The sequence below is a fragment of the Rhodospirillales bacterium genome (assembly GCA_016699855.1).
In the GTDB taxonomy this organism is placed as follows: Bacteria; Pseudomonadota; Alphaproteobacteria; order Reyranellales; family Reyranellaceae.
This window is the reverse complement of sequence record CP064988.1, coordinates 1,569,265-1,592,299: the sequence shown is the minus strand read 5'-3', so window position 1 is coordinate 1,592,299 and position 23,035 is coordinate 1,569,265. Positions and strand designations below refer to the sequence as shown.

Here is a 23,035-nt window from a genome sequence, read left to right as displayed (position 1 = left end):
CGCGCCTTCTCGCTCCCTCTCCCGCAAGCGGCGGGAGCATCCACCCTTAGCGCCGCGAGTCGATTGCTCATGCTCCCTCCCCCCTTGTGGGGGACGGTCGGGGTGGGGGGGCGCAGGTGACGATGTTCGAGATCGAATCGCGGCGCCGAAGCGACTCACCGAGCCGATCCCGTGCGGTGGCACCCCCCACCCCGACCGTCCCCCACAAGGGGGGAGGGAGTAACGAAAGCGCGAAGGTCATGGCGACATCTCCGGCTGTCCCGCTAACCACTTGTCGAAGGCGATGTCATAGTTCCCGCAGACCTTCGGCGGGATCGACGCGCGCGGCGCGGCGCCCGGCCAGCGCCGAGGCCAGCAGGGCGCAGACGATCGTCGCGGCGGCGGCGGCGGCGACGTGGCCGGGCAGCAGGCGGCACGCCGCCTCGCCGGCGCCGAGGCTGGTCTCGAACTCGACGTTGATGGCGCGCGCCACGACCGCGAACACCGCCAGCGCCAGCGCGATGCCGAGGACCGCGACGGCCGCGGCCTGCACCACCGGGAAGGCGACGGTGGCGCGGGCGCGGAAGCCGAGCAGGCGCAGGGTCGCGAGATCGCGCCGCTTGCGCTCGACCGCGCCCCACAGGCTGACGCCCAGCGACAGCAGGAAGCCGACGGTACCGATACCGGCGATCAGCCAGAACAGCAGGCCGAGATTGCGGTCGAGCGAGATCAACTGTTCGATCTCGGCGGCGCGGGTGGAGACCTCGACCTTCTCCGCCCGCAGCCGGTCGCGCAGCGCCGGCACGTCGTGGATGGTGCGGCCGTACATGCGGAAGCCCGCGTAGAGCCGCGCGCCCTCCGGCCGCGGCCTGCCATCGGCCTTCAGCAGCGGCTCGGCGTATCCATCGCGGAAGGACTCGGTGGCGTCCAACAGTCCGACCGGCACGAACGCGGCGTCGCGCGGATAGGCGTTCTCCGGCAGCACGCTCCCGACGCGCAGCGCGAGGCGGATGTTCTCGACACGCCCCTCGACGCTGCGGCCGACGATGCCCGCCAACGCGTCGCCGGGCGTCAGGCCTAGTTTGCGCGCCACCGAGCCGGACAGGGTGATCGACAGCGCCCCGTCGCCGGGCGTTCCCGGGTCGGGCGCGACCGCGACGGCCAGCGGATCGCCCGGCGCCGTGGGCACCAGCTCGACGTTCAGCGCGGAGCCCCCGGGCCGCAGCAGATCGACGCTGGCCGCGATGGCGCGGGTGCGGGGCACGAGGAACGCGACCTCCGGCCACGACTTGGCCCTGTCGAACCACGCCGCGTCGAAACGGCCGGCGCCGATCGGCGCGATCTCGAGGTTGCGGGGGTCGCGCGCCAGCCGGTCGGTCAGCGTCTGCACGACGCCGAAGCGCAGGCCGAACAGCACCAGCAGCGGCGCCAGCACGGCCGCCAGCGCCAGCACCAGGCACAGGGTCGAGCGCCACTCGTGGCGCGCGTCGGCCAGCGCCAGCGACACGATGCGCGCGAGATCGCGCGGCGGGCGGGCGGCGGCGCTCACGATGTCCTCGCGAACACCGAGCGGACGACGACGCCGTCGCCGTCGCGGCGGCGTTCGATCTCGGGCGCGACGCGCGGCAGGCCCAGCCGTTCGATCCGCGCCCAGTCGTGCGACGCCAGGATCAGCGCCGCGCCGCGCTCGGCGGTCTGCTCCAGCAGCAGCTCCGTCACCAGATCGGCGGTCGCGGGATCGACCGACGCGGTCGGCTCGTCGGCCAGCACCAGCGCGGGGCCGTGCGCCAGCGCGCGCGCGATGGCGACGCGCTGGCGCTGGCCGACCGAGAGCGCCGCCGGCTTCTTGCGTAGATGGTCTGCCACGCCCAGCCGCTTGGCGAGCGCCGCCGTGGTGCCGTCGTCGGCCATGCCGAGCAGGCGGCGCGGCAGGTCGATGTTGTCGAACACGTTCAGGAAGGCGAACAGCCCGCCGGTATGCGGCACGTAGCCGACATGGCGGGCGCGCAGCGCCGCCAGCGCGTCGCCGTCGCCGTCGCGCCACAACGCGGCGGCGTCGGTGGCGCCGTCCGCCGTCGCCAAAGCGAACGCCTCCGCGTCGTCCGGCGCCGACGCCAGCGCCAGAAGATCGAGCAACGTGCTCTTGCCGGAACCGCTCTCGCCGACCAGCGCGACGCGCTCGCCCGCCGCGACATCGAGGGACTCGACGCGCAGCTCGAAGCGCGCGCCGGCCGATTCGCGGCGTTTGGCGACGCCGCGCAGCGACAGCAGCGGCGCGGCGCGCTCCGTCATCGGGGACGTCCCGCCGCCGGCCTCAAGGCATCGCGTCGAGCGGGATCGGATAGACGAGATCGCCGGGGTTGGTGTTCGGTCCACCCAACGCCACCCACAGCTTGGTGTCGTTGTGCAGCCGCTCGTAGAGCCGCGCCTTGGCCTCGAGCTCGTCGATCAGCGCCTGCTGCTCGGCGATCGACCAGGTCGACCAGGTCTGCTGGTCGATGCCCATCAGCTTGCTCTTGTACGGCAGGTCGTCGAGGTACTCCCCCATCAGCCCCAGCTCGCCCAGCTTCTCGCCGCCACCGCGGCCGATACGCGACGGATCGCGGCTCATCGCCGCCGCCGCGCTCCGCAGCTCGTCGAAGAAGCCCGACGGCGTGAGCTGGCCGCGCTTGCCGGCGTCGATCACGCGCTTGATCGTCTGCTGCAGGTCGCTGAGCTGGTTCTTGCTGAGCAGGACGCGCACCTCCAGCGCCGTCGCCGTGGGCGTGTCGACGTCGCGGTCGGTCGCCCACGCCTCGAACATCTTGGGCGCCACGGTCTGGTTCTGGCGGCCGAGATAGGCCAGCGCCATGGCGTGGCCGATCAGCGCCACGTCGCGCTGGATGCGCGGCGGCTGGCCGGTCTGCGGCGCCGCCTGCGCCTCCTGCCGGCGCTGCTCCTCCAGCTTGCCCTGCGCGAAGGCGCGCATCAGGCCGGTGACGCCCTCGGCGACGCCGTCCATGCTCTTGCCGAAATCGCCGACGCCGCCGGCCTCGATCGGATAGTAGAGCGCGCCGGGCAGGTTGCCCCCGCCGGTCAGCGTCGTGTACTGCGCGCCGGCCGGCTGGTGGTCGGCCTTGCCGGCGGCGGTGCGCAGATGCACCGCCATGATGTGGATGTTGTTGGCGTCTGCCAGCGCCCGCACGCCGCCGATGTCCAGGCCGGTCGCCGACGTCGGGTCGCTGCTCTTGAGCGGCCCCGCGTCGGTGATCAGCACGACGATGCGGCCGTCGAACCCGGTCCAGTCGATCTCGTCGATCGCCGCCTTGAGGCCGGCGATCGAATCCTCGGTGAAGGCGTGGCTGGAGACGGTCGTGGCCTTGAGGTCCTTCAGCTTCTCCATGAAGGCCTTGCCGTCGAGCGCCTCCTTGGGCTGGGCGTAGACCTTGGTCAGGTACTCCAGCCCCGGCGTCACCTGCAGGCTGCTGCGGAAGGCGACGAGGCCGTAGCTGGCCTTCAGGCCGGCGCGCTCGATCTGGTCGTAGAAGCGCTTGGCCGCCTCGCGCGCCTTGTCGAGATAGGGCTGCATCGAGGTGGTGGTGTCGACCACGAAGACCACGCCGAGCCTGAAATCCTTCAGCGACTCGTACATGTTCTGCCGCACCTTCGGCTTCAGCGGATCCTCGCCCTCCTCGCGCAGCGCGACGGACGCCACCTTCAGCATGCGCGCCTTCATGTTGTTGGCGAGGTAGGTCTCGGACGCCTCGAGGATCGGCAGCAGGTAGAATTTCTGCGCGATGTCGATGTGCGTGGTCGGCTCGATCGACAGCACCGGGAACGCGGCGGGCAGGGCGCCGCCGGCCACGATCTGGTCGCGCAACGCCCGCGCCTGGGCCTGGCGGTCCTCCGCCTCCAGCACCTTCTGCAGCGCCTCGCGCTCGCGGAAGAACATCGTGCGGCCTCGGCCCGAGGGGTTGGTGAAGGCCAGCGTCAGCGTCTGCTTCCACGCCACCGTGTCCTCGGCCTTGAGCCACCCGGCCGGGGCGCGGCCGTCGGACGTGGCCCCGACCTCCAACCATTCGCCGGCGCCGACCTTCTGGCGGGCGTAGACGTAGAGCGCCGTCATCGGCGGCAGCGCCGCGCCGGCGGTGCCGGCCGGCTTGTCGAACGGGCGCGCGTCGGGCCGCGTGAGCACGCGCTGGAACAGCGTCTTCTTGCCCTCCATCAGCAGCGGCGCGCGCGGGCCGGCGGGCGGCGGCGTCCGCTGCGCGCCGGCCGTCGGCGCCCAGCACGCCAGCGCGGTCGCGGCCACGAGCACGGCGGCGGCGAGGCGGCGCGCGCGCCCGGTCGATGGAAAGCGGTTCATGTCGCGGCTCCTGTCGGATCTGCGGCGCGGCGGCGTGCGGACGCGCGGTCCCGCCGGCCGCGCGAGCGACAACGCGCCGCGCCGGTCAAAGCTCCGCCAACGCCCGCTTGGCCTCGGCGTCGCCCTTGTCGGCGGCCTTGGTCAGCCAGTCCCGCGCCTTGGACTTGTCGGCTGGAAATCCCTCGCCGCCCTTGGCGTAGAGCATGCCGAGTTTGCGCATCGCCGCCGGTAGCTCGACCTTGGCGGCGCGCTCGTACCATTGCGCGGCGCGCTCGGCGCTGGGTGGAAACGGCGAATTGGCGATCGGGTTCACCGGGTCGTAGAATCCACCGAGCTCGGCGGCGGCGACCGGATCGCCGGTCTCCGCGCCGTGGCGCCAGACAAGGAACGCGCCCTCGAGCTGGCCGGCCTTGAGGAAGGCGCGACCTTTCTCGACGATCTGCGCCGGCGTCGGGTTGGTCTTGAGGAAGTCCTCGACCTGCTTGCGGATCGGCGTGGTGTAGTCGGCCGTCTGCGGTCCGCCCTTGTTCGGATCCGGCTTGTTCGGATCGACGATGACGACCGGCTCCTCGCGCATGAAGAACCACCAGTACGCTCCGCCTCCACCGCCGATCAGCAGCACGAGGACGGCCGCGAGCGCGATCCAGATTCCGGCGCCGCCCGATTTCTTCGGCGGCGGGGCCGGCCGCGGCTCCGGCGTGCTGACGGTGGTCGGCCGGTCGAACGGCGAATCCATGCCGAACGGCGGCGGCGGCTCGGCCTGCGGCGCGAACATCGGCGGCGGATCGGGCGCGAACGCCGGCGGCGGTTCGGCCTGCGGCGGCGGCTGGAACGGCGGCGGTTGGAACGGAGGCGGCTGGAAGGGCGGCGGCTGGAACGGGGGCGGCGGCTCCATCTGGAGCGGCGGCGGCGGCGGATCGGGCTCCGGCGGCGCCTGCAGGATCGACGGCAGCGCCGGCGCCGCCTTGAGGTTGGCGACGATGGTGGGCGCCGAGCCGGTGCCGAAGGACCGGCCGGTGCCGGCCGCCGAATCGTCCGTCAGGATGCGGTTGGGGTCGTAGGCGCCCGAGGTCTGCATCGCCGGCCACGCCACCACGGTGGCGCCGACGGTGCCGATGCCGGGCTCGCGGATCGACAGCCGCGCGGTCATGCCCGCGACCATGTCGCAGACGACGGGGCCGACGTGGAAGTCGATGCCGCCCTCGAAGCCCTCGATCCGTTCCGGCGCCAGCCATGTCTCCGAGCGCTGCCAGCCTCCGTCCGAGAGGTACTTCTCCGGTCCCTGCCGGCGCTCGATGCAGATGGTCAAACCGTCGGCGCCGGCGTCCAAACCATGGACGCGCAGCACGGCGTGACCGGGCAGTTCCGGCTTGGGAAGGACTTCGGCGCGCATGGCCCCACTCTAATGTCGCGATTGCGGCGCCATTTTGGCCCGCCATCGCGGTTCCGGCAATGGACGCCGGTCGATCGGCCGCGCCGGCGCCGGGCCGGAGCGCCACCCCGAGGCGTTCCGAGCCCGCTCGAGCCGCGGCCGGCGTCGCGAGCTGGACCGGCCAGCCGAAGGCGCGACCGGGTTCCGGGCTCGAAAGAGGTCATTTTGTATATTGTATGCAAAATACAATATACAAACGCGAATCGAACGCTCGGATCCGTCCATGCGGGGCGATCCGATGCCGGAAACACGGGACTCTCACATCGGCCGGCGCGCGTCGCCGGAACGCCGAATCAGGGCCGCGGCGTCACGCCGCCAGACGGGCCTTGTCGGCGCGGTTCAGGATCGCGCCGAGGCGGTCGTTCTGCTCCGGCGTGATGTCGCGGCCGCCCTCGAAGCCGACGTTGTCCATCGCCAGCTGCAGGAAGGCGCGCATCCAGTCGGCGCAGAAGGTGTTGTAGATCGGCAGCGGCTCCTCGGTCAGCGGCGGCGGGCCGCTCTCCGAGAAGGCCGAGGGATCCTCGAACACGCGCCGCGTCGGCGCCTGCGGCGGCAGGCCGGGGCGCAGGTCGCGGGTGACGCGGTCGTAGCCGAGCCAGTCGACGTAGCGGTTGATGGCGTTCGCCGCCGCCCGCACCTGGCGCTCGGCGATGTCCTCCCACTTGGCGTTGGCGTTGTTCTCGACGACGCGCACCTCCTTGGCGAGGTGGTCGGCCATGCGCAGCCGGTTGGCGCCGACCGTCAGCTCGTCGACCAGCCAGCCGAAATGCTGCCGGTCGATCGAGAAGTGCGACGCCGCGCGCTCGTCGCCGCCGGTACGGCGCAGGCGCTCCATCCAGTGCGCCACCGCCTCGCCGGCGAAGCGCTGCGAGCGGTCCTGCAGCGAGCCGCCGCCGCCCGCGCCCTCCGGCGCCGCGACCGTGGCGTCGTCGCCGAACACCTCGCCGAAGATGTCGCCGAGATCGACGCCCGCGCCGACCGCCTCGCCCGCGCGCGGCGCCGGCGCGCCGTCCTTGCCGTTGGCGCCGGCCTTCAGCGTGGCGACGCGGAAATAGATGCCGCGCAGCTCCTCCTCGTCGACCTGCAGCCCGGAGATCAGCTCGCCGAAGCGCTGCGCCTTGATGCACGGGCCCAGCCCGCGCAGCACCTGCTGGACCAGCTGCTGCTTCTTCTGGCGCGCGTCGGCGTCGGTGCCGTTGTGGAAGCCGGCCAGCCGGTCCGACAGGCGGCGGATCTGCTCGTCGATCTGGCCGCGCACCTGCGAGCGCTTGATCGCGGGATCGCACACCGGCGACAGGTTGGCGACGATGTAGGACAGGCCGCCGTCGTTGGGGCGGAACGACTCGTCCCACGCCGTCGCCGGATCGGCGAAGTGCTGGCGCACGATCTCGTTCTCGACGAAGGCGGCGCGCAGCTGGTCGCAGCGCTCCTTGAACGCGTCGGCGATGCCGACCTCGCGGTTGTCCGCGTAGGTCATCAGGCGCTCGTCCTTGACCGTCGGGTTGCGCAGCCACAGCGTGTTGCGGAACGGCCGGCCGTCCCAGTTTCGCGGCCAGTCGCCGCGGAAATTCGTCAGCAGCGAGTTGTTGACGCGCGCCGACCAGCGGCCGCTGAACTCGGTCTCGCCGGCCTTCTGCTCGAACTCGCGGTCCATCTTGGTGAGCACGAGGAACAGGCCGTTCTTCTGCTTGGCGCGCGCCTGCGGCGTCTCGCCGAAGGTGGCGTTGACCCAGCCCTCCATCATCGGCGACAGGTCGCGCACCTCCTGCACGCCGTCGGGGATGCACAGCAGGATGGCCGAGATCTCGCGCTCGGCGGAGTAGCGCTGGAACAGGTAGGCGACCTTGCCGCGCAGCAGCAGCTCGCGCAGCGGGTTGGCCTTCTGCGTGCCGTCGCTGCCCTTGCCGGCGTCCTCGAGCTTCTCGAGCTTCAGGCGCGAGCGCGCGCCGGGGAAGTCGAGCAGGTCGGTGTGGTCGAAGAACGGCCACGGCTTGTCGTCGATCGAGATGCGCAGCTCCGCCGTCAGCGCGCAGATCAGCGAGCGCGCCAGCTCGGCCTCGGGCGCGCCGGACTTGCGCGGCCGCACCTTCAGCGCGTCGGCCGAGTCGGTGCCGAGGCGGTCGAGGATCAGCACGTCGATGATGCTGTTCTCGCGCGGCACCAGCGCGTCGATGCGGCAGTGCGCCTCCTCGGCGAAGGACAGCTTCTTGAGGCCCTCGAACAGCTCGAGGTACAGCTTCGTGTAGGGCTCGAAATCGTACCACAGCAGCGACCACAGCCGCGCGCGGTCGGCGCCCGCCAGCCGCGGCGCCAGCGACATCGCCTCGCGCCAGAAGTCGACGTGGAAGTCCTGCGTCATGCCCTTGAAGTAGCCGTCGAAGTACTCGACCAGGTCGAGCACGTCGTCCTCGTCCAGCCCGTCGACCGGCTTGTCCTTGGCCAGCGGCCGCAGCTCGCCCAGCCGCTTGCGGATGCGCTCGGAGTCCGGCCGCTGGAACGCCGCCTTCTGGTGGTCGAAGTCGAGGTAGAACGAGTTGGCCAGGATCTTGACGATGTCGGTCTGCGTCACCAGCCGCAGCTCGACCGGATATCCATCGGGCGCGTCGGCGGCGTCGGCGCTCAGCCGCGTCACCAGACCGGTCGACTCGCGGCCGCCCGGCGGGTTGATCTCGCGCAGGAAGTCGTAGGACTTGCCGTCGAACTTCGCCGTCAGCGGCCGGCCCTCGCGGCTGGCGAGGATCGACACGAGGTAGGATTTGCCGGCCTGGCTGGGGCCGAACACGCCGACGCACATCTTGCGCTTGGCGGCGCGCGCCAGCTTGCGGCTCTGGTTGCGCACCTTCTGCAGCTCGGACACCAGCGGGCCGGACTGCTGGCCGATGCTCTCGGCGGTGGGCGCGACGTCGCGGATCCACGCGATCGCCTCCGACGCCGCCGTCGCGGTGGCGTCGCAGTCGCGCGAGAGCTTGAGATCGACTTCTTCCATCTTGCGGGTATCCGTCCTTCGCGCGCCGCCGTCGTTCAGACCGTCTTCAGCATGCCGGTGTCGAGCCAGTAGCCCTCGGACTGCGCCAGCGTCTGCAGCCGCAGCGAGAGCGCGCGGCGGTTGACGTTGTTGCTGTCGCGGTCGACCACCGTGCCGATGTCGACGTTCTCGACGTCGACGCCGCCGCGCTCGCTGGGCCGCGCGCGCTTGAGCGTCACGAACAGCGGCGTGCGCCGGCTCAGCGCGTCGCCGTCCTTCTTGCTGGCGTACTCGAGGAAGTACAGCCGCGTCGTCGGCCAGCGCTCGAGGTCCATCTGCCGGAAGCCCAGCGTCATGGGGCCGCGGAACTCGAACGGCGACTCGGGAAGCTGGAACTCGGGATTGTCGAGGTCGACGTTGGAGTAGTACGTGTCCTGCTTCAGCATCCGCCCGGCGCCCTCGATCTTGCCGATGAAGCGCGCGGTGCTGCGCGCCTTCAGCTTGTCGGAGCGGAACGAGAAGCCGGGCAGCTGCGACTGGCCCAGGGCGCAGATCATGGCGCCGACCGCGACCGTGGTCTTGGGGTCGCCGACCCGCATGCGGCTGTCGCGGAAAGGATACCAGACGCCGGCGCGGTACTCGTGCAGCGGCACGACGCGGTCGGGCGACAGCGGCAGCAGCTTCAGCGCCAGCGAGCGCAGCGCCGGCAGCCGCGACGGGCGGCCGGTCAGCAGCAGCAGGTCGCAGTCGTAGGCGTAGACCAGCTCGCACAGCGGCGTCAGCACGTTCTTGATCTCGGCCTGCACGGTGTCGTCGATGCCCGGCAGGTCGACCGGGAACACCACCTTGCGCAGGTCGAAGTCGCGGCCGCCGCGCTTGCGCGCGGTCTCGTTGATGAAGGTCACCACCTCGGCCGCCGGCCGGGCGTGCGCGGCGAAGAACGACTCGAAGGGCCGCGCCTCGGCCGACGCCGTCCCGTCGAGCGGCGCGTAGGCCTCGCAGGCGCCCAGCAGCGCCAGCCCGATCGGGCTCGCCACCTGGAGCGCGAACTGCCGGCGCAGGTTGCGGGTCTCGACGTCCTCGCCGCCGCGGTCGCCGCCGAACAGCTCGGCCGTGAGGTCGTCGGCGGCGGCGATGCCGGCGTCGGCCAGCGCCCGCTCGATCGGCGGCAGCACGTGCTGCTGGATGACGCGCAGCAGGATGTCGTCGCCGGCCTTGTTGAAGCCCTCGCGGTAGTTCTGCTCGGGATGGATGGTCACCGACGTGCCGGCGCCCTCGACCGTGTAGGTGTTGATGATCAGGTCGGTGGTGCCGCCCCCGATGTCGAGGCTGGCGATGCGCAGCGTGTCGGAGCGGTCCTGGCGCAGGCGCGGCTTGCGCGCCGCCTGGAAGAAGGCGCGCGCGTCGCCGCCGAAATTCCGCGCGACCTCGGTGTAGAGGTAGACGAGCTGGGTGCAGCTCGCCTCGTCCCACTCGAGGAACACCTCCGGCGGCGGCGCGTCCCAGTCGTCGAGACGCCAGCCCAGCACCATCCACACCAGGTCGCGCGCCGCCTCGGCGCGGCGCTTGAAGATCTGGCGCTCGGCCAGCGGCATGCCGGTCGGCACCGTCATCAGGATGCGCCGCAGGCGGCGCGGCACCTCGGCGTGGCTGCGCCGGCCGCGCTGCGCCGCCGAGTTCATCTGCGTCAGCGCCTGCAGCACGATCTCGCACATCGCGAAGGTCATCATCGACGACCGCGAGTAGAGCGGCTCGAACACCGGCAGGTTGTCGGGGTCCTCCGGATCGAGCCGGTGCAGCGCCTCGCCCTTCTGGTTGACGAGCTGCGCCAGCGGGCCGCTGTTGGCGGCCATGGTGCCCATCTCCGACGAGAAGGCGGTGTTGAACAGCCATTCGCGCTTCTGGGCGTCGACGTCCCACAGGTAGCGCTTGGGCGAGGACATGCCGGTGTTGCCCTCGGTGCCGCGGCGGCGCGCCGCCAGCCGCGTCGCCTCGGGCCCGATGCGCGCCATGGTCGGCCACACGAAGGCGTCGGTGCGTCCGCCCAGCCGCGACAGGTGGTTCTTGCCGAACTCCGCCTGCGCGAACTCGATGCGCGACTCGAACGGCTTGGCGTAGACCCGCTCGGGATGCGTCAGGTCGCGCAGCGCCAGCTCGTAGGAATCGTTGAGGTTGGCCGCCCGCTCGCCCGTCGACTCGATCAGCATGCCGCAGGTGCGCGAGTTGCCGACGTCGAGCACGAGGTCGACGTCGATCGCGCCGCGGCCGGGATGCTCGGCGTCGCCGACCATCTTGATCGGCGGAAAGACGCCGGCGCCGTCGAGCAGGCCGAGGAACGACAGGTAGCGCGCCGTGGGCTCGGCCGGCGAGCGCTTGGCCTCGCTCTCGATCTCCTGCGGCGACAGCTTGGGGAACAGCTCGCGGAACGATTCGTCGATCCACTTCTGCACCCAGTCCTGGCGCAGGAACCACTGGTTGTCGGCCTGGCGCGGCGCCAGCGAGAAGATCGCGCCCGACGCGACGTCCTTGGCCGAGGGCGCGAGGTAGGCGCGGCCCTCGAGCTCCGGCAGCAGGCCGGTGTCGAACGCCAGCACGATGCGGTAGCGGAAGCCGTGCTCGTCGCGGAAGCCCTCGCCGTTGCGCGCCTCCAGATCGACCAGCCGCACGCGCGCCCAGTCGCTGGGGCCGTCCTTGAAGCTGCGGCCCGGCCGCACCTGGAAGAACGGCACGGGGATCCACTTGTCGATGAACGGCGCCAGCGCGTCCTTCAATCCGATGTCGAGGTTGCCCTGCGCCTCCTTGCGCTTGCCGCCCTCCATCACCGTGTAGACGCCGGTGCCGGCGTCGTACTCGAACTGGACGAGCTTGTCGGGCGACGGCGACGTCGCTCCGAGCGCGTTGGTGTCCTGGAACCGCCACTCCTTGACGATGAGGCGGTTGGGATCGAAGCCGAAATCGAGGAACTGCACGCCGCTCTTGGCGATCAGGGTCGTCGGCTGGGGATATCGGGGGAGATAGGCGAGATCGCTCATGATGACGACGCTGACGGCGGGCGGCGCGCCGGTGCGACGCGTGGCGACAGTGTATCGGCGGGTGGCACCGCGCCGCAACCTTCGTCAGCGAGCGCCCGCGCCGCGGCAGTCCCGGCGCCGGAGTTCCACCGTCACGTCACGCCGGCGCGGCTGCCGCCGCGCCACGCGATCAGCGGCCGAGGCGCACCGTGTAGGGCGGTCCGCCCTCGCTCCGGCCGGTGCACTGCGCGACACCCTGCTGGCCGGGCGCGCACGTCACCGTCGAGGGCGCGAAGGTCGTGCCGTCCGAGCATTTGAGCGCCTCGCTCTCGCGGATCACCAGCTTGCCGTCGGCCTCGCGCGTGGCCTGCGCCGGACCCTCGCACACCACGCCGTTTTTCTGGGTGATCTTGGTGGTGCCCTTGCCGTCCTTGTCGAAGGTGTATTGCGGGCGGACCTCCTCGCCGGACTGCGTCGTCAGGTCCGTGTCGGAGCGCCAGGTGCCTTCGAGGAACCCGGTGCCGGGCCCCGGCGGTAGCTTGATCTGCTCGATCGGCTTCTCGGCCGGCTTCTCGAACGGCTTTTCGCCGGGCTTGCCCGGCGCCTTGCCCTGCGGACCGGCCGGACCCGGCGCCGCCTCGACCTTGGGCTCGATCGGTTTGCCGGCCGGTGGCGGAGTCGTGGCAGCCGTCTTGGGCTCGCCCTTCGGCGCCGCGCCGGGGCCCGCTTTGCCCTTTTCCTGGGGCTCGCCGGGCTTCGCCTCCGGCGGGCGTGGCGTGGTGCCGGGCTCGCCCTTGCCCTTCTCCGGCGGGGTCATGGCGGTTTTCGGCTCACCCGGGCGCGGCGCGGTTCCGGGTCCCTTGCCGGGGTCCAGTTCGCCGGCCTTGGGCGTCCGCGACGGATCGAGTGGCTTGCCGTCGGGACCGATGGCCGGTCCGCGCTCGGCGCCGGGCGTCGTCGCCGCCGGCACCGTGCCGGGTCCGCCGACCACCGGACCACCGGGGACGCCGGTACCCGGTACGGTGCCGCCGGGGACCGTCGTGCCGGGCACGGTGCCGCCGGGGACGATCACCGATCCCTGCCGGCCGGGCGTGCATTGCGCGCGCTTCTCGACCACCTGGGTCAACAGCCGCTGCAGATCGGTGGTCAACGCCTCGGTGCGGCGCGTCTCGGCGTCGAGGGCGGAACGGTCGAGGACCGCGACGCCGCCGGGCGCGCCCGGTGCGCCGGCCATGCGGCGGGCGACCTCCTCGTTGATCTGGGCCTGCGTCATGCCGTTCCACAACGGTAGGTACGGCGCGACGAGATACGCAGAGCCCGCCAGCGCCAGCAGCAGAATCGACGCCACCAGCGTCCATTTCCACCAGTTCGACGGCGGCTGCGCGGCCGCGGCGGCCATCGGCGGCGGCGGGAAGCCACCGGGCGGTGGCGGCGGGTATCCACCGCCGGGTGGTGGCGGATACCCGCCTGGCGGCGGTGGGTAGGCGCCGGGCGGTGGCGGGTAGACGCCAGGCGGCGGGGGATAGGCGCCGACCTGCGTCATGCCCGGCGGCGGCGGATAGCCACCGGGCGGCTGCGCCATGGTCGGCGCCGACGGCGGCGCGACCACGGTGGTCGACGGCGGTGCCACGATGGTCGTCGACGACGGCGCCATGATCGTGGTCGAGGGCGGCGGCGCGGCCATGGTCGGCGCGTTCCACGTCGGCAGCGACGCGGCCGGCGCGGCGGCGATGCCGAGAAGCTGGCCGGGCTTGCCGTCGTCGGGCGCGAATCCCCAGAACGCCAGCACCGGTTTGCCGTCGACCGCGAACAACGTCTCGGGTCCGGGCGCGATCAGGGCGTGGCGCAGCAGCTTGCCGAACGCCCGCTCGCCGTCGGACCGGCCGGCGGCGTCGAGGCGCTCGACCAGGCGCTCGAGCTCCGGGCGCAGCTCCTGCACCTTCGCCTGGAGCGCCCGGCGCTCCGGCTCGGCCAGATCGCTCCACGCCCGCGCGGCGCCCTCGAACGGGGCGTACCAGTCGACGCGGTCCGACGTCTCGCCGGCGCGGGGGATCGCGAACAGCTCGGCGTGACGCTTGCCGAGGCGCGTGTCCACGGCGGCGCGCAGCTGCGTGGCGCGGCGCCACACGAGGTCGCCGCCTTCGCCCAGCGCCCGATAGCGCGCCGTCTCGGCGCCGATCAGGAAAGGTCCCGAGCTCATCGCGGCATGGACTCCCTGCGCGAACCGGACGCCGCCGGGATCGGCGGCGTCGAGGGGAGACGGCGCCGGCGCGCCGTCCCGGCCCTTCGTAGCATATCTAGCGGGCGGGTTGGCAGGCCGCCGGCGCCGGGGGCCGCGTCGTCGCGATGCCCAGCGCCGCCTGCGCCGCCTGCGCGTTGGTCGCGACGAGGACGCGCCCGCCGGTGATGCCGGCCAGGCACATCGCCTCGCCGGCGCCGCCCGAGAGGTCGATCAGATGGACGCGGACGCCGGGACGCGCCTCGTGCAGGCGCTGCGCCACGGCGCAGACGTTGCCGCCGCAGGTGTCGCCGCCGTCGGTCATCACGACGATGACGCCGTCGTCGGCGCGCAGCATGGCGCCGGCGCGGTCGATCGCGCGCGCCAGCGGCGTGCCGCCGCGCGTCGGCGTGGTGTCGACCAGCGCCATCAGGCGGTCTCGCTGGCCCGCCTCGAACGTGCCGTGGGCGGTGATCCCGCGGCAGCCGGCGGCGCTGATGTAGCCGACGGCGACGTCGCTGCCGAGGCGCGGCACCACGCGCGCGACGGCGCGCTTGGCGTCGTCGATGCGCCGCGCGCCGGGCGGCGCCGGCTTGGCCTTGACGTCGGCGGTCCGGTCGCCGCGGCGTTCGCGCGCCGCGGTGGCGTCGCGCGCCGCCACGGGCGAGCCGCTGGCCGCCATCATGCTGTCGGACGCGTCGAGCACGATCACGATGTCGGGCGGCGGCGCGTCGGCGCGGCGCGGCGGCGGGCATTCGGCGGCCGCCGCGCGATGCGCCGGCGCGGCCAGCACGAGGGCGCCGGCGGCCGGCGCCGGCGTGGCGGCCGACGGCTTCGGGGCGGCCGATGCCATCGCCGGCGGGGCGGTGGAACGCGGCGGCGCCGGTGGCGTGGCGGCGCAGATCTCGAGTTCGCGGCGCGCGCGCTCGCGCAGCGACGCCAGCTCGATGCCGAGTTCGCGGCCGCGTTCGCGCTCGGCGGCGAGGGTGACCGACAGCGCGATCGACGGGTCGTCGACATCCGGGGCGGACGGCAGGGCGCCCGCCACGCCGGCCGGCGCGCGCGCCGTCGTCGCGGCGACGCGCGGCGCTTCGGCGGCGCGCCGGGCCTCGACCACCCGGCCGGTGGTCGGCGGCGCCACTAGCGACCAGGCGCCGGCCGCCACGACGCCGACCAACAGGCACGCGACGGCGCCTCCGGCATACAGGCGGCGGCGCGACGCGGGCGCGGATGGCGGAGGGGCGAGGAGCGCCGCGGGCGCGGCGCCAGCGGCAGCGAGCCCGTCGATCGACGCCGGCGCGGCCGCTGTCGCCGGCGCGTCGGTGACCGCCGGCAGGAACGACGACGGCAGCGCGGTATCCGGTTCGCAGCCCCAACCGACGATCACCGGCTGGTCGCCGACGACGAAGACGAGGTGGTCGCCGGGGCGGTGGAGGGCGAGGCGGAGGCTGGCGGCCAGCCGCGGTCCGTCCGTCGCCGGTTCGCGTTCGAGCGCCGCCGCCAGGGCCTCGATGTCACGGAGCAATCCGGCGAGGTCGTCCAGCGCGGCGGCGCGCCGGGCCGGCGGCAGCATGCCGAGGCGGACGACCGGCCCGATGGCGGGACTGTACCAATCCGTGTCGCCGTCGCTGACGTGCGGCTCGGCGAGCAGGGCGGCGTGGCGGGCGCCGAGCCGGCGGCCGAGCACGGCGCGGAGCTGGCCGAAGGCGCGGTGCACCGCGACGCCACCGACGCCCAGCGGGCGCAGCTCGTCGCCGGTGGTCTCCAGCAGCCTGTCGCCGTCCAACGGTCTCTCCGAATCCAGATAATCCGCGCCCGGTCGCAAGATCGACGCGGATTGCGGCGAAAATGCGCGATTCCGGAGCCAGTGGCGGGATTTCCGGGCCGCTGGCGGGGGCGGGCCGGCCGGGCGTCCCGGGCCGCACTCGACCGTGACGCCCGCGCGGGCGGCGTCGCGTTGACACCCGCGGATGCCGTCTCTATCTCTCCCCGGCCGGGTCCGCCTGAGAAGGCCGATTCCCCGCGACCCGTTTGATTCGCCGAGGTTTTTCATGTTCGGGGCTGTCGCCCGCCGTATCTTCGGCACCGCCAACGACCGGTTCGTGAAGGGGCTCGACAAGGTCGTGGCGCGGATCAACGCGCTCGAGCCGGACCTGTTGAAGCTGTCGGACGACGAGCTGCGGGCGCGCACGCCGATGTTCCGCGAGCGCATCGCCAAGGGCGATACGCTGGACGACCTGCTGGTCGAGGCCTTCGCCACCGTGCGCGAGGGCGCCCGCCGGGCGCTCGGCCAGCGGCACTTCGACGTCCAGCTCATGGGCGGCATCGTGCTGCACCAGGGCAAGATCGCCGAGATGAAGACCGGCGAGGGCAAGACGCTGGTCGCCACGCTCGCGGTCTACCTCAACGCCCTGTCGGGCAAGGGCGTGCACGTCGTCACCGTCAACGACTACCTGGCCGGCCGCGACTCCGACTGGATGGGCCGCGTCTACCGCTTCCTCGGCCTGACCGTCGGCGTGATCGTCCACGACATGTCGGACGACGAGCGCCGCGAGGCCTACGCCTGCGACGTCACCTACGGCACAAACAACGAGTTCGGCTTCGACTACCTGCGCGACAACATGAAGTACCGCCGCGATCAGATGACGCAGCGGGAGTACAATTTCGCGATCGTCGACGAGGTCGACTCGATCCTGGTCGACGAGGCGCGCACGCCGCTGATCATCTCCGGCCCGGCCGAGGACTCCTCCGAGCTGTACCGCGCCTGCGACGCGCTGGTCCCGCTGCTGACGGCCGACCATTACGAGAAGGACGAGAAGCAGCGCGCGGTGTCGTTCACCGAGGCCGGCACCGAGGAGATCGAGCGCCTGATGAAGGAGAAGGGCCTGCTCGACGCCGACAGCAACCTCTACGCGCTGCAGAACGTCTCGCTGGTCCACCACGCCACCCAGGCGCTGCGCGCCCACAAGCTGTTCGCGCGCGACGTCGACTACATCGTCAAGGACGGCCAGGTCGTCATCATCGACGAGTTCACCGGCCGCATGATGAGCGGGCGCCGCTACTCGGAGGGCCTGCACCAGGCGCTGGAGGCCAAGGAGGGCGTCGATATCCAGCGCGAGAACCAGACGCTGGCCTCGATCACCTTCCAGAACCTGTTCCGCATCTACCCGAAGCTGGCCGGCATGACCGGCACGGCGATGACCGAGGCGGCCGAGTTCCAGGAGATCTACAACCTCGAGGTGGTCGAGATCCCGACCAACGTCCCCGTCGCGCGCAAGGACCACGACGACGAGGTCTACCGCACGGCGCGCGAGAAGACGAAGGCGATCATCGACCTGATCGAGGAGTGCCGCGGACGCGAGCAGCCGGTGCTGGTCGGCACGGTGTCGATCGAGAAGTCCGAGGCGCTGTCGGAGGAGCTCAAGAAGCGCGGCGTGCCGCACAGCGTGCTCAACGCCCGCTACCACGAGCAGGAGGCGACCATCATCGCCCAGGCCGGCCGGGTCGGCGCCGTGACGATCGCCACCAACATGGCCGGCCGCGGCACCGACATCCAGCTCGGCGGCAACGTCGAGATGCGGGTGCGGGTCGATCTCGCCGGCGTCACCGACGAGGCGGCGCTGGCCGAGGGCCGCCGCGCGATCGAGGCCGAGGTGGCCGCCGCGCGCGAGGCGGTGCTCAAGGCCGGCGGCCTCTACGTCATCGGCACCGAGCGCCACGAGAGCCGGCGCATCGACAACCAGCTGCGCGGCCGCTCCGGCCGCCAGGGCGATCCCGGCGCGTCCAAGTTCTTCCTGTCGCTCGACGACGACCTGATGCGCATCTTCGGCATGGAGCGCATGGACGGCGTGCTGCAGCGCCTGAAGCTGGAGGAGGGCGAGGCGATCGTCCACCGCTGGATCAACAAGGCGCTGGAGCGCGCGCAGCAGAAGGTCGAGGCGCGCAACTTCGAGATGCGCAAGAACCTGCTGCGCTTCGACGACGTCATGAACGCGCAGCGCAAGGAGATCTACCGCGAGCGCCTCGAGCTGATGGCGCAGGAGGACCTCTCGGAGATGGTCGGCGGGATGCGCCATTCCGTCGTCGAGGGCTTCGTCAAGCGCGCCATCCCCGAGAGCGCCTATCCCGAGCAGTGGGACGTCGCCGGCCTCAAGGACAACGTCGAGCGCGTGTTCGGCCTCGATCTGCCGGTCGACGCCTGGGCCAGGGAGGAGGGCATCGCCGACGACGAGATCCGCCAGCGCCTGCTCGACGCGGTCGACCGCCAGATGGCGGAGAAGGCCGCCAACTACGGCCCCGACATCCTGCGCCAGGTCGAGAAGAGCGTGCTGATGCAGGTGTTCGACCAGTCGTGGAAGGAGCATCTGCTCCACCTCGACCACCTGCGCCAGGGGATCGGGCTGCGCGCCTACGGCCAGAAGGATCCGCTGAACGAGTACAAGCGCGAGGCGTTCGACCTGTTCGAGTCGATGCTCGCGGGCATGCGCGAGACCGCCTCGCAGGTGCTGGCGCACGTGCAGATCCGCATGGAGGAGCCGGTCCCGATGCCGGAGGAGACGCCGCCGGAGCAGCTGCGCGCGATCCACGCCGATCCGGCGCTGGCCGCGGCGATGGCCGACGACGGCGCGGTGTTCCGCGACGCGCCCCCGGCCTCGCTCGATCCCGACGACCCCGCCGTCTCGGCGCCGGGCGGCCAGCGCGGCGCCGGCGAGTCCGCGCCTGCCGCGCGGCGCGGCCAGCGCGCGGTCGACCCGGCCGATCCGTCGACCTGGGGCAAGGTGCCGCGCAACGCCGCGTGCCCCTGCGGCTCCGGCAAGAAGTTCAAGCACTGCCACGGCGCGATGTAGCCGGACCGCGACGGAGCCGGGAGGATCGCATGCTCGCCCTGACACGACGCGCCGCGGCGCTCGCCGCCCTCGCGCCGCTCGCCGCCGCCCTGCCGCTGGGCGCGGCGGCCCAGTCCCACAAGGCGCTCGCGGCCCTGCTGGTCGACGTGCCGCAGTGGAAGGGCGGCAAGGCCGACGGCATGAGCGTGCAGATGCAGGGCCAGGACATGACCTGGGCGACGCGCGAGTACAAGCGCGGCGACGCGGAGATCACGGCCATCCTCGGCATCGGGCATCCGATGGGCGCGCAGGTCCAGATGATGGGGCTGGCCGGCGGCGGCGCCGCGCCGGAGCCCGTCACGGTCAAGGGCTTCCCGGTCTTCAGCATGTACGACAAGGCCGACCGCGCCGGGATCGTGATCGTGTCGCTGACCTCGGGCAACCCGTTCAACACGCAGGCCGCCGCGGCGCCGACGCTGATGATCCAGTTCACGCGCGTCGGCCCCGACGAGGCGCTGTCGTTCGCCGAGCGTTTCGACCTCGCCGCGATGCGCGACGCCACCCGCAAGTGAGCGCGGCGCGTCCTAGGACTGGCCGCCGCCGCGGCGCGTGAACAGCTTGCGGCCGATCCACAGCACGGGGATCAGCAGGAGCAGGCCGAGCTTGGAGAATTTGAGCAGGAACGCGCCGATCACGGCGAACAGCCCGAATTTCTTCAGCGCCGCGCCGCCGACCAGCGCCGCCAGCCCGTAGGCCGCGACCTTGTCGGTCGAGGCGTCGAAATCGGCGTAGCGCTTGCCGTCGACGAAACTGAGTCCGGCCAGCAATCCGTGCGCGACCGGCTTCTGCGCCGGGATCAGCTTCTCCGACGTCAGGAAGTTCAGGCTGAAATAGCCTTCGCGGCCCAGCACGTAGGTGTTGTAGTTCACGGTGCGGTCGGCGTCGGGCGCTGCGCCCTCCTGGCGCGCGTTGACCGACCACACCAGCCGTTGCGTGGCGGCGTCGTAGGCCGGCTTCTCGATCCAGCCGATCAGCTCCAGCCCGGGAAATCCCCGGCGGCGGCGTTCCTCGTTGCCGGCGGCGGTGCCCTCGCGCAGGCTCGCCAGCAGATCGTCGGCGTTCCACTCGCGCGCGTCGTCGTCCTTGATGTGGCCTTCCTTGACGAAGGTCAGCACCGCCATCCAGTCGTCGCCAGATTCCGAGGCCAGCACGCCGAGCATGTTCGGCCGCACCGTGTTGCCCATCGCGCGCATCAGCGCCGCCGCCTGCGGCAGCGGGATGTAGACGGCGCCGGCGGGCACCGCGAAGCTGCCCTGGTCGATCAGCGCGACCGTCGCCGGCCCGCGCTTCGCGGCCTGCGAGGCCGCCTCCCAGGCCGACGCCAGCGCGCGCTCGCGTTCGGCGGCTGATGGCGTCGCGGCCGGCGGCGCCTGCGCGTGGCCGGCCGCGACGGGGAACGTCAGCAGCAGCGCGAGGAGAAATCTCACCAGCATCGCGGTCCCTCCGATCGGTCGTCCGCCCGTCACCCCGGCGGCGTGAGCGGGATGCGGCCCTTCCACAGCGGCATCGCCGCCGTTTCGCCGAAGCGCTCGAACATCAGGTTGAAGGCGATCGAGTAGCGCTCCGACGCCGAGGCGTTGACCGGCACCTGGTGCGTCAGCCAGCCCGGGAACAGCACCATCCGCCCGTCCTTCGCCTCGACCGTCACGCTGTTGCCGTTGAAGACGTTGAACTCCGCCGGCTGCGGCATCATCACGGCGGCCTGCGGCCGCGGGTCGAGGAACTCGATGCGGTCGCCGCCGGTCGGGATCGAGACGTAGTACACGCCGCTCAGGAAGTTGTTGGGATGGCTGTGGCTCGAGTTGATCCCGTTGGGCGGGTTGATGTTGGCCCAGCATCCGGTCACGAACAGGCCGTACTTCTCCAGCCGCAGCGAGCGCAGCGCGCCCCGGGCGGCCTGCTCGACCAGCGCCGTGAAATCGGCGAACTGCGGCAGCTTGTGCAGGACCGGATCGGTCTGCCAGTTGGCGCCGGCCGGCACCGGCGGCCGCGGCGTCGCGAGCTTGTCGATCTCAGCCTTCAGCCGCGCGTTGAGCGCGCGGTGCGCGTCGGGCTTCAGGTCGAGGACCCACAGCGGCGTCGGAAAGAGCTGCTGCACGTCCATGCGCTCGAACATCGTCGGTCCCCCCTGCCGTCCGCGCCGGCATCCCGCCGTCGGGCGGAAGCACTATAGCGCGGATGCGCCCGGATTTGGCGCGCCGGCGGCGTCCAGCGCGCGGCGCATGAAGCAGCGGCGCCACGCCGGATGGCCCATGCGCATCTCGTGCGCGCGCTCGCGCCGCATCGCGGCGGTGTAGTCGCGCGGCGGCACCACGACGAAGCCGCGCCGCGCGTAGAACGGGGCGTTCCACGGCACGCCCAGCGCCGTCGACAGCGCGACGCTGGCGCGGCCCTCGTCGCGGGCGATCGCGCATGCCGCCTCCAGCAGCGCGCCGCCGACGCCGCGGCCGGCGTGGCGCGGCACGACCGAGAGCTGGTGGAGGAACGCCTCGCCGCCCAGCGTCGAGAGCAGCGCGAAGCCGATCGGCGTGTCGGCGCGGTCGACCGCGACGCGCAGGTGGCCGCGGCGTCGCGCCGTCTCCAGGATCTCGAGATCCGCGGGCGGCATCGCCAGCACCCACGGCATGGCGGCGCAGCGGAACACCGTGTCGGCCGCGCTCTCGATGTCCTGGATCGCGGCCAGCTCGTGCCGCTTCGCGGCGCGCATCGCGACCGGCGCCGGCGCCATCGTCAATCGTTGGCGGCGCCGAAGCGCAGCGGCCGGACGAAGTCGCGGATGTCGTCGACCAGCAGGTCGGGTTCCTCGAGCGCCGCGAAATGGCCGCCGCGCGGCTGCGCGCGGTAGCGCCGCAGGTTGTACGCGCGCTCGACCCACGCCTCCGGCGGCGGCGGCGCTAGATCGGCGGGGAACGCCATGAACGCCGTCGGCGTCGCCACCTTCTCGCCGACGGCCAGCCGGGCGTCCTCCTCGCGCACGCCGCGGTACAGCCACGTGGCCGTCGCCATGTTGCCGTTGAGCCAGTAGACCATGACGTTGTCGAGCAGCGTGTCCATCGAGAAGCGCGAGCGGAGGTCGCCGCCGCAATCGCTCCAGCCGTGGAACTTCTCGACGATCCACGCCGCCAGCCCGGCGGGCGAATCGGTCAACCCGATCCCCAGCGACTGCGGCTTGGTGTTCTGGATCCCCTGGTAGGCGGTCTTGGCGGCGCGCTCGTCCGTCGCCGCCTTCAGCCACGCCGTCTCCTCGGGCGTCAGCGCCGTCGCCTTCCGGTCGATGCCCGGCCGGAACACCATCATGTTCAGATGCAGCGCCTGGCAGCCAGTCTTGACGTCGTCCTTCTCGACCACGGGATGGTCGTGCGCCAGCCAGGTCGAGACCGCGGCGCCCCAGTCGCCGCCCTGCGCCACGTAGGGCCGGCGGTAGTTCAACGCCTCGGTCATCAGCCTGTGCCACAGCCGGCCGATGGCGCGCGGCCCGATCGGGCCCGGCCCGCCGTCACGCATCGGCGGCCCCGACCAGCCGTAGCCCGGCAGCGACGGCACGACGACGTCGAAGGCGTCGAGCGCGTCGCCGCCGTGGCGCTCGGGATGCGCCAGCTTGTCGATCACGTCGAGGACCTCGACCACCGAGCCCGGCCAGCCATGCGTCAGGATCAGCGGCACCGGCGGCGGCGCGCCGTCGACCACCGTGCCCGGCTCGCGGATGAAGTGCAGCCGCTGCGGGCCGATGTCGACGAGGTAGTTGGGGAACGCGTTCAACCGCTCCTCGCAGCGCCGCCAGTCGTAGCCGTGGCGCCAGTGGTCGATCAGCTCCTTGAGGAAACGCTCCTCCGTGCCGTAGTCCCACCCGCCGCCGGCCACGAACACCGGCGGCCGCCACTTGCGCAGCCGCTCGTCGAGATCGATCAGCGCGCGCTCCGGCACGTCGATCTTGAACGGCTCTGGCGTCTCGTGGCGCGGGGCGGTTTCTTCGGTCACGGCGTGGGCTCTGTCGCGGCGGGACGGGCAGACAAGCATTCCATTTCCAGCGCCGCAACGAGGCCACAGAGTTGTCCGCGGCTTGATAATATATGCATTATGAACATTTATACTGTAATTTGACGGATCGTGTTCGATATAGACACGCTGTCATATCTCGTTGATTTTTCGACTATGGAAAGGTTTCGATATAATTTACGTGAGCGATATCAATTAACTAA

General features: G+C 72.0%; 14 protein-coding genes. 2 read left to right on the top strand and 12 right to left on the bottom strand.

Translation table 11 applies throughout. The features are described from left to right. Positions 1-286: 286 nt before the first annotated feature. From IPK81_07410 to IPK81_07375, 8 genes are all read right to left on the bottom strand, one after another. The gene (locus tag IPK81_07410; protein ID QQS14997.1) at positions 287-1,489 is read right to left on the bottom strand and encodes an ABC transporter permease; all 1,203 of its coding nucleotides are present in this window, start codon (positions 1,487-1,489) and stop codon (positions 287-289) included. A gap of 35 nt (positions 1,490-1,524) precedes the next feature. Then, positions 1,525-2,271, bottom strand: coding sequence for an ATP-binding cassette domain-containing protein (locus tag IPK81_07405; GenBank protein ID QQS14005.1), 747 nt, complete (start codon positions 2,269-2,271; stop codon positions 1,525-1,527). 22 nt (positions 2,272-2,293) lie between these two features. After that, positions 2,294-4,324, bottom strand: a complete 2,031-nt coding sequence (locus IPK81_07400; GenBank protein QQS14004.1) for a VWA domain-containing protein — start codon at positions 4,322-4,324, stop codon at positions 2,294-2,296. 85 nt (positions 4,325-4,409) lie between these two features. Continuing rightward, on the bottom strand, positions 4,410-5,717 hold the full coding sequence (locus tag IPK81_07395; protein ID QQS14003.1) for a sel1 repeat family protein: 1,308 nt from the start codon (positions 5,715-5,717) through the stop codon (positions 4,410-4,412). A 346-nt stretch (positions 5,718-6,063) separates the two neighbouring features. After that, positions 6,064-8,742 (bottom strand): virulence factor, encoded by a 2,679-nt coding sequence (locus IPK81_07390; GenBank protein ID QQS14002.1) that lies wholly within the window; start codon positions 8,740-8,742, stop codon positions 6,064-6,066. Positions 8,743-8,777: 35 nt separating this feature from the next. Beyond that, positions 8,778-11,753, bottom strand: coding sequence for a virulence factor SrfB (locus IPK81_07385; protein ID QQS14001.1), 2,976 nt, complete (start codon positions 11,751-11,753; stop codon positions 8,778-8,780). 169 nt (positions 11,754-11,922) lie between these two features. Continuing rightward, positions 11,923-13,932, bottom strand: a complete 2,010-nt coding sequence (locus IPK81_07380; protein ID QQS14000.1) for a hypothetical protein — start codon at positions 13,930-13,932, stop codon at positions 11,923-11,925. 97 nt (positions 13,933-14,029) lie between these two features. Beyond that, a complete protein-coding gene (locus IPK81_07375) occupies positions 14,030-15,736 on the bottom strand; it encodes a VWA domain-containing protein (GenBank protein QQS13999.1) in 1,707 nt (568 codons plus the stop codon). 265 nt (positions 15,737-16,001) lie between these two features. Here IPK81_07375 and secA point away from each other — a divergent pair, with 265 nt between their 5' ends. Continuing rightward, a complete protein-coding gene (gene secA / locus IPK81_07370; protein QQS13998.1) occupies positions 16,002-18,797 on the top strand; it encodes a preprotein translocase subunit SecA in 2,796 nt (931 codons plus the stop codon). 29 nt (positions 18,798-18,826) lie between these two features. Continuing rightward, positions 18,827-19,348: a hypothetical protein gene (locus IPK81_07365; GenBank protein QQS13997.1), complete on the top strand. Its 522-nt coding sequence runs from the start codon at positions 18,827-18,829 to the stop codon at positions 19,346-19,348. A gap of 12 nt (positions 19,349-19,360) precedes the next feature. On the opposite strand, the gene IPK81_07360 is transcribed toward IPK81_07365, so the two are convergent. The 4 genes from IPK81_07360 to IPK81_07345 are packed head-to-tail and all read right to left on the bottom strand — an operon-like array spanning position 19,361 to position 22,814. Then, entirely contained in the window at positions 19,361-20,269 is a 909-nt protein-coding gene (locus IPK81_07360) for a DUF2167 domain-containing protein (GenBank protein ID QQS13996.1), read from the bottom strand. Positions 20,270-20,298: 29 nt separating this feature from the next. Then, positions 20,299-20,952, bottom strand: coding sequence for a hypothetical protein (locus IPK81_07355; GenBank protein QQS13995.1), 654 nt, complete (start codon positions 20,950-20,952; stop codon positions 20,299-20,301). A 51-nt stretch (positions 20,953-21,003) separates the two neighbouring features. After that, on the bottom strand, positions 21,004-21,564 hold the full coding sequence (locus IPK81_07350) for a GNAT family N-acetyltransferase (protein ID QQS13994.1): 561 nt from the start codon (positions 21,562-21,564) through the stop codon (positions 21,004-21,006). Positions 21,565-21,566: 2 nt separating this feature from the next. Beyond that, the gene (locus IPK81_07345; protein QQS13993.1) at positions 21,567-22,814 is read right to left on the bottom strand and encodes an epoxide hydrolase; all 1,248 of its coding nucleotides are present in this window, start codon (positions 22,812-22,814) and stop codon (positions 21,567-21,569) included. Positions 22,815-23,035: the final 221 nt, after the last annotated feature.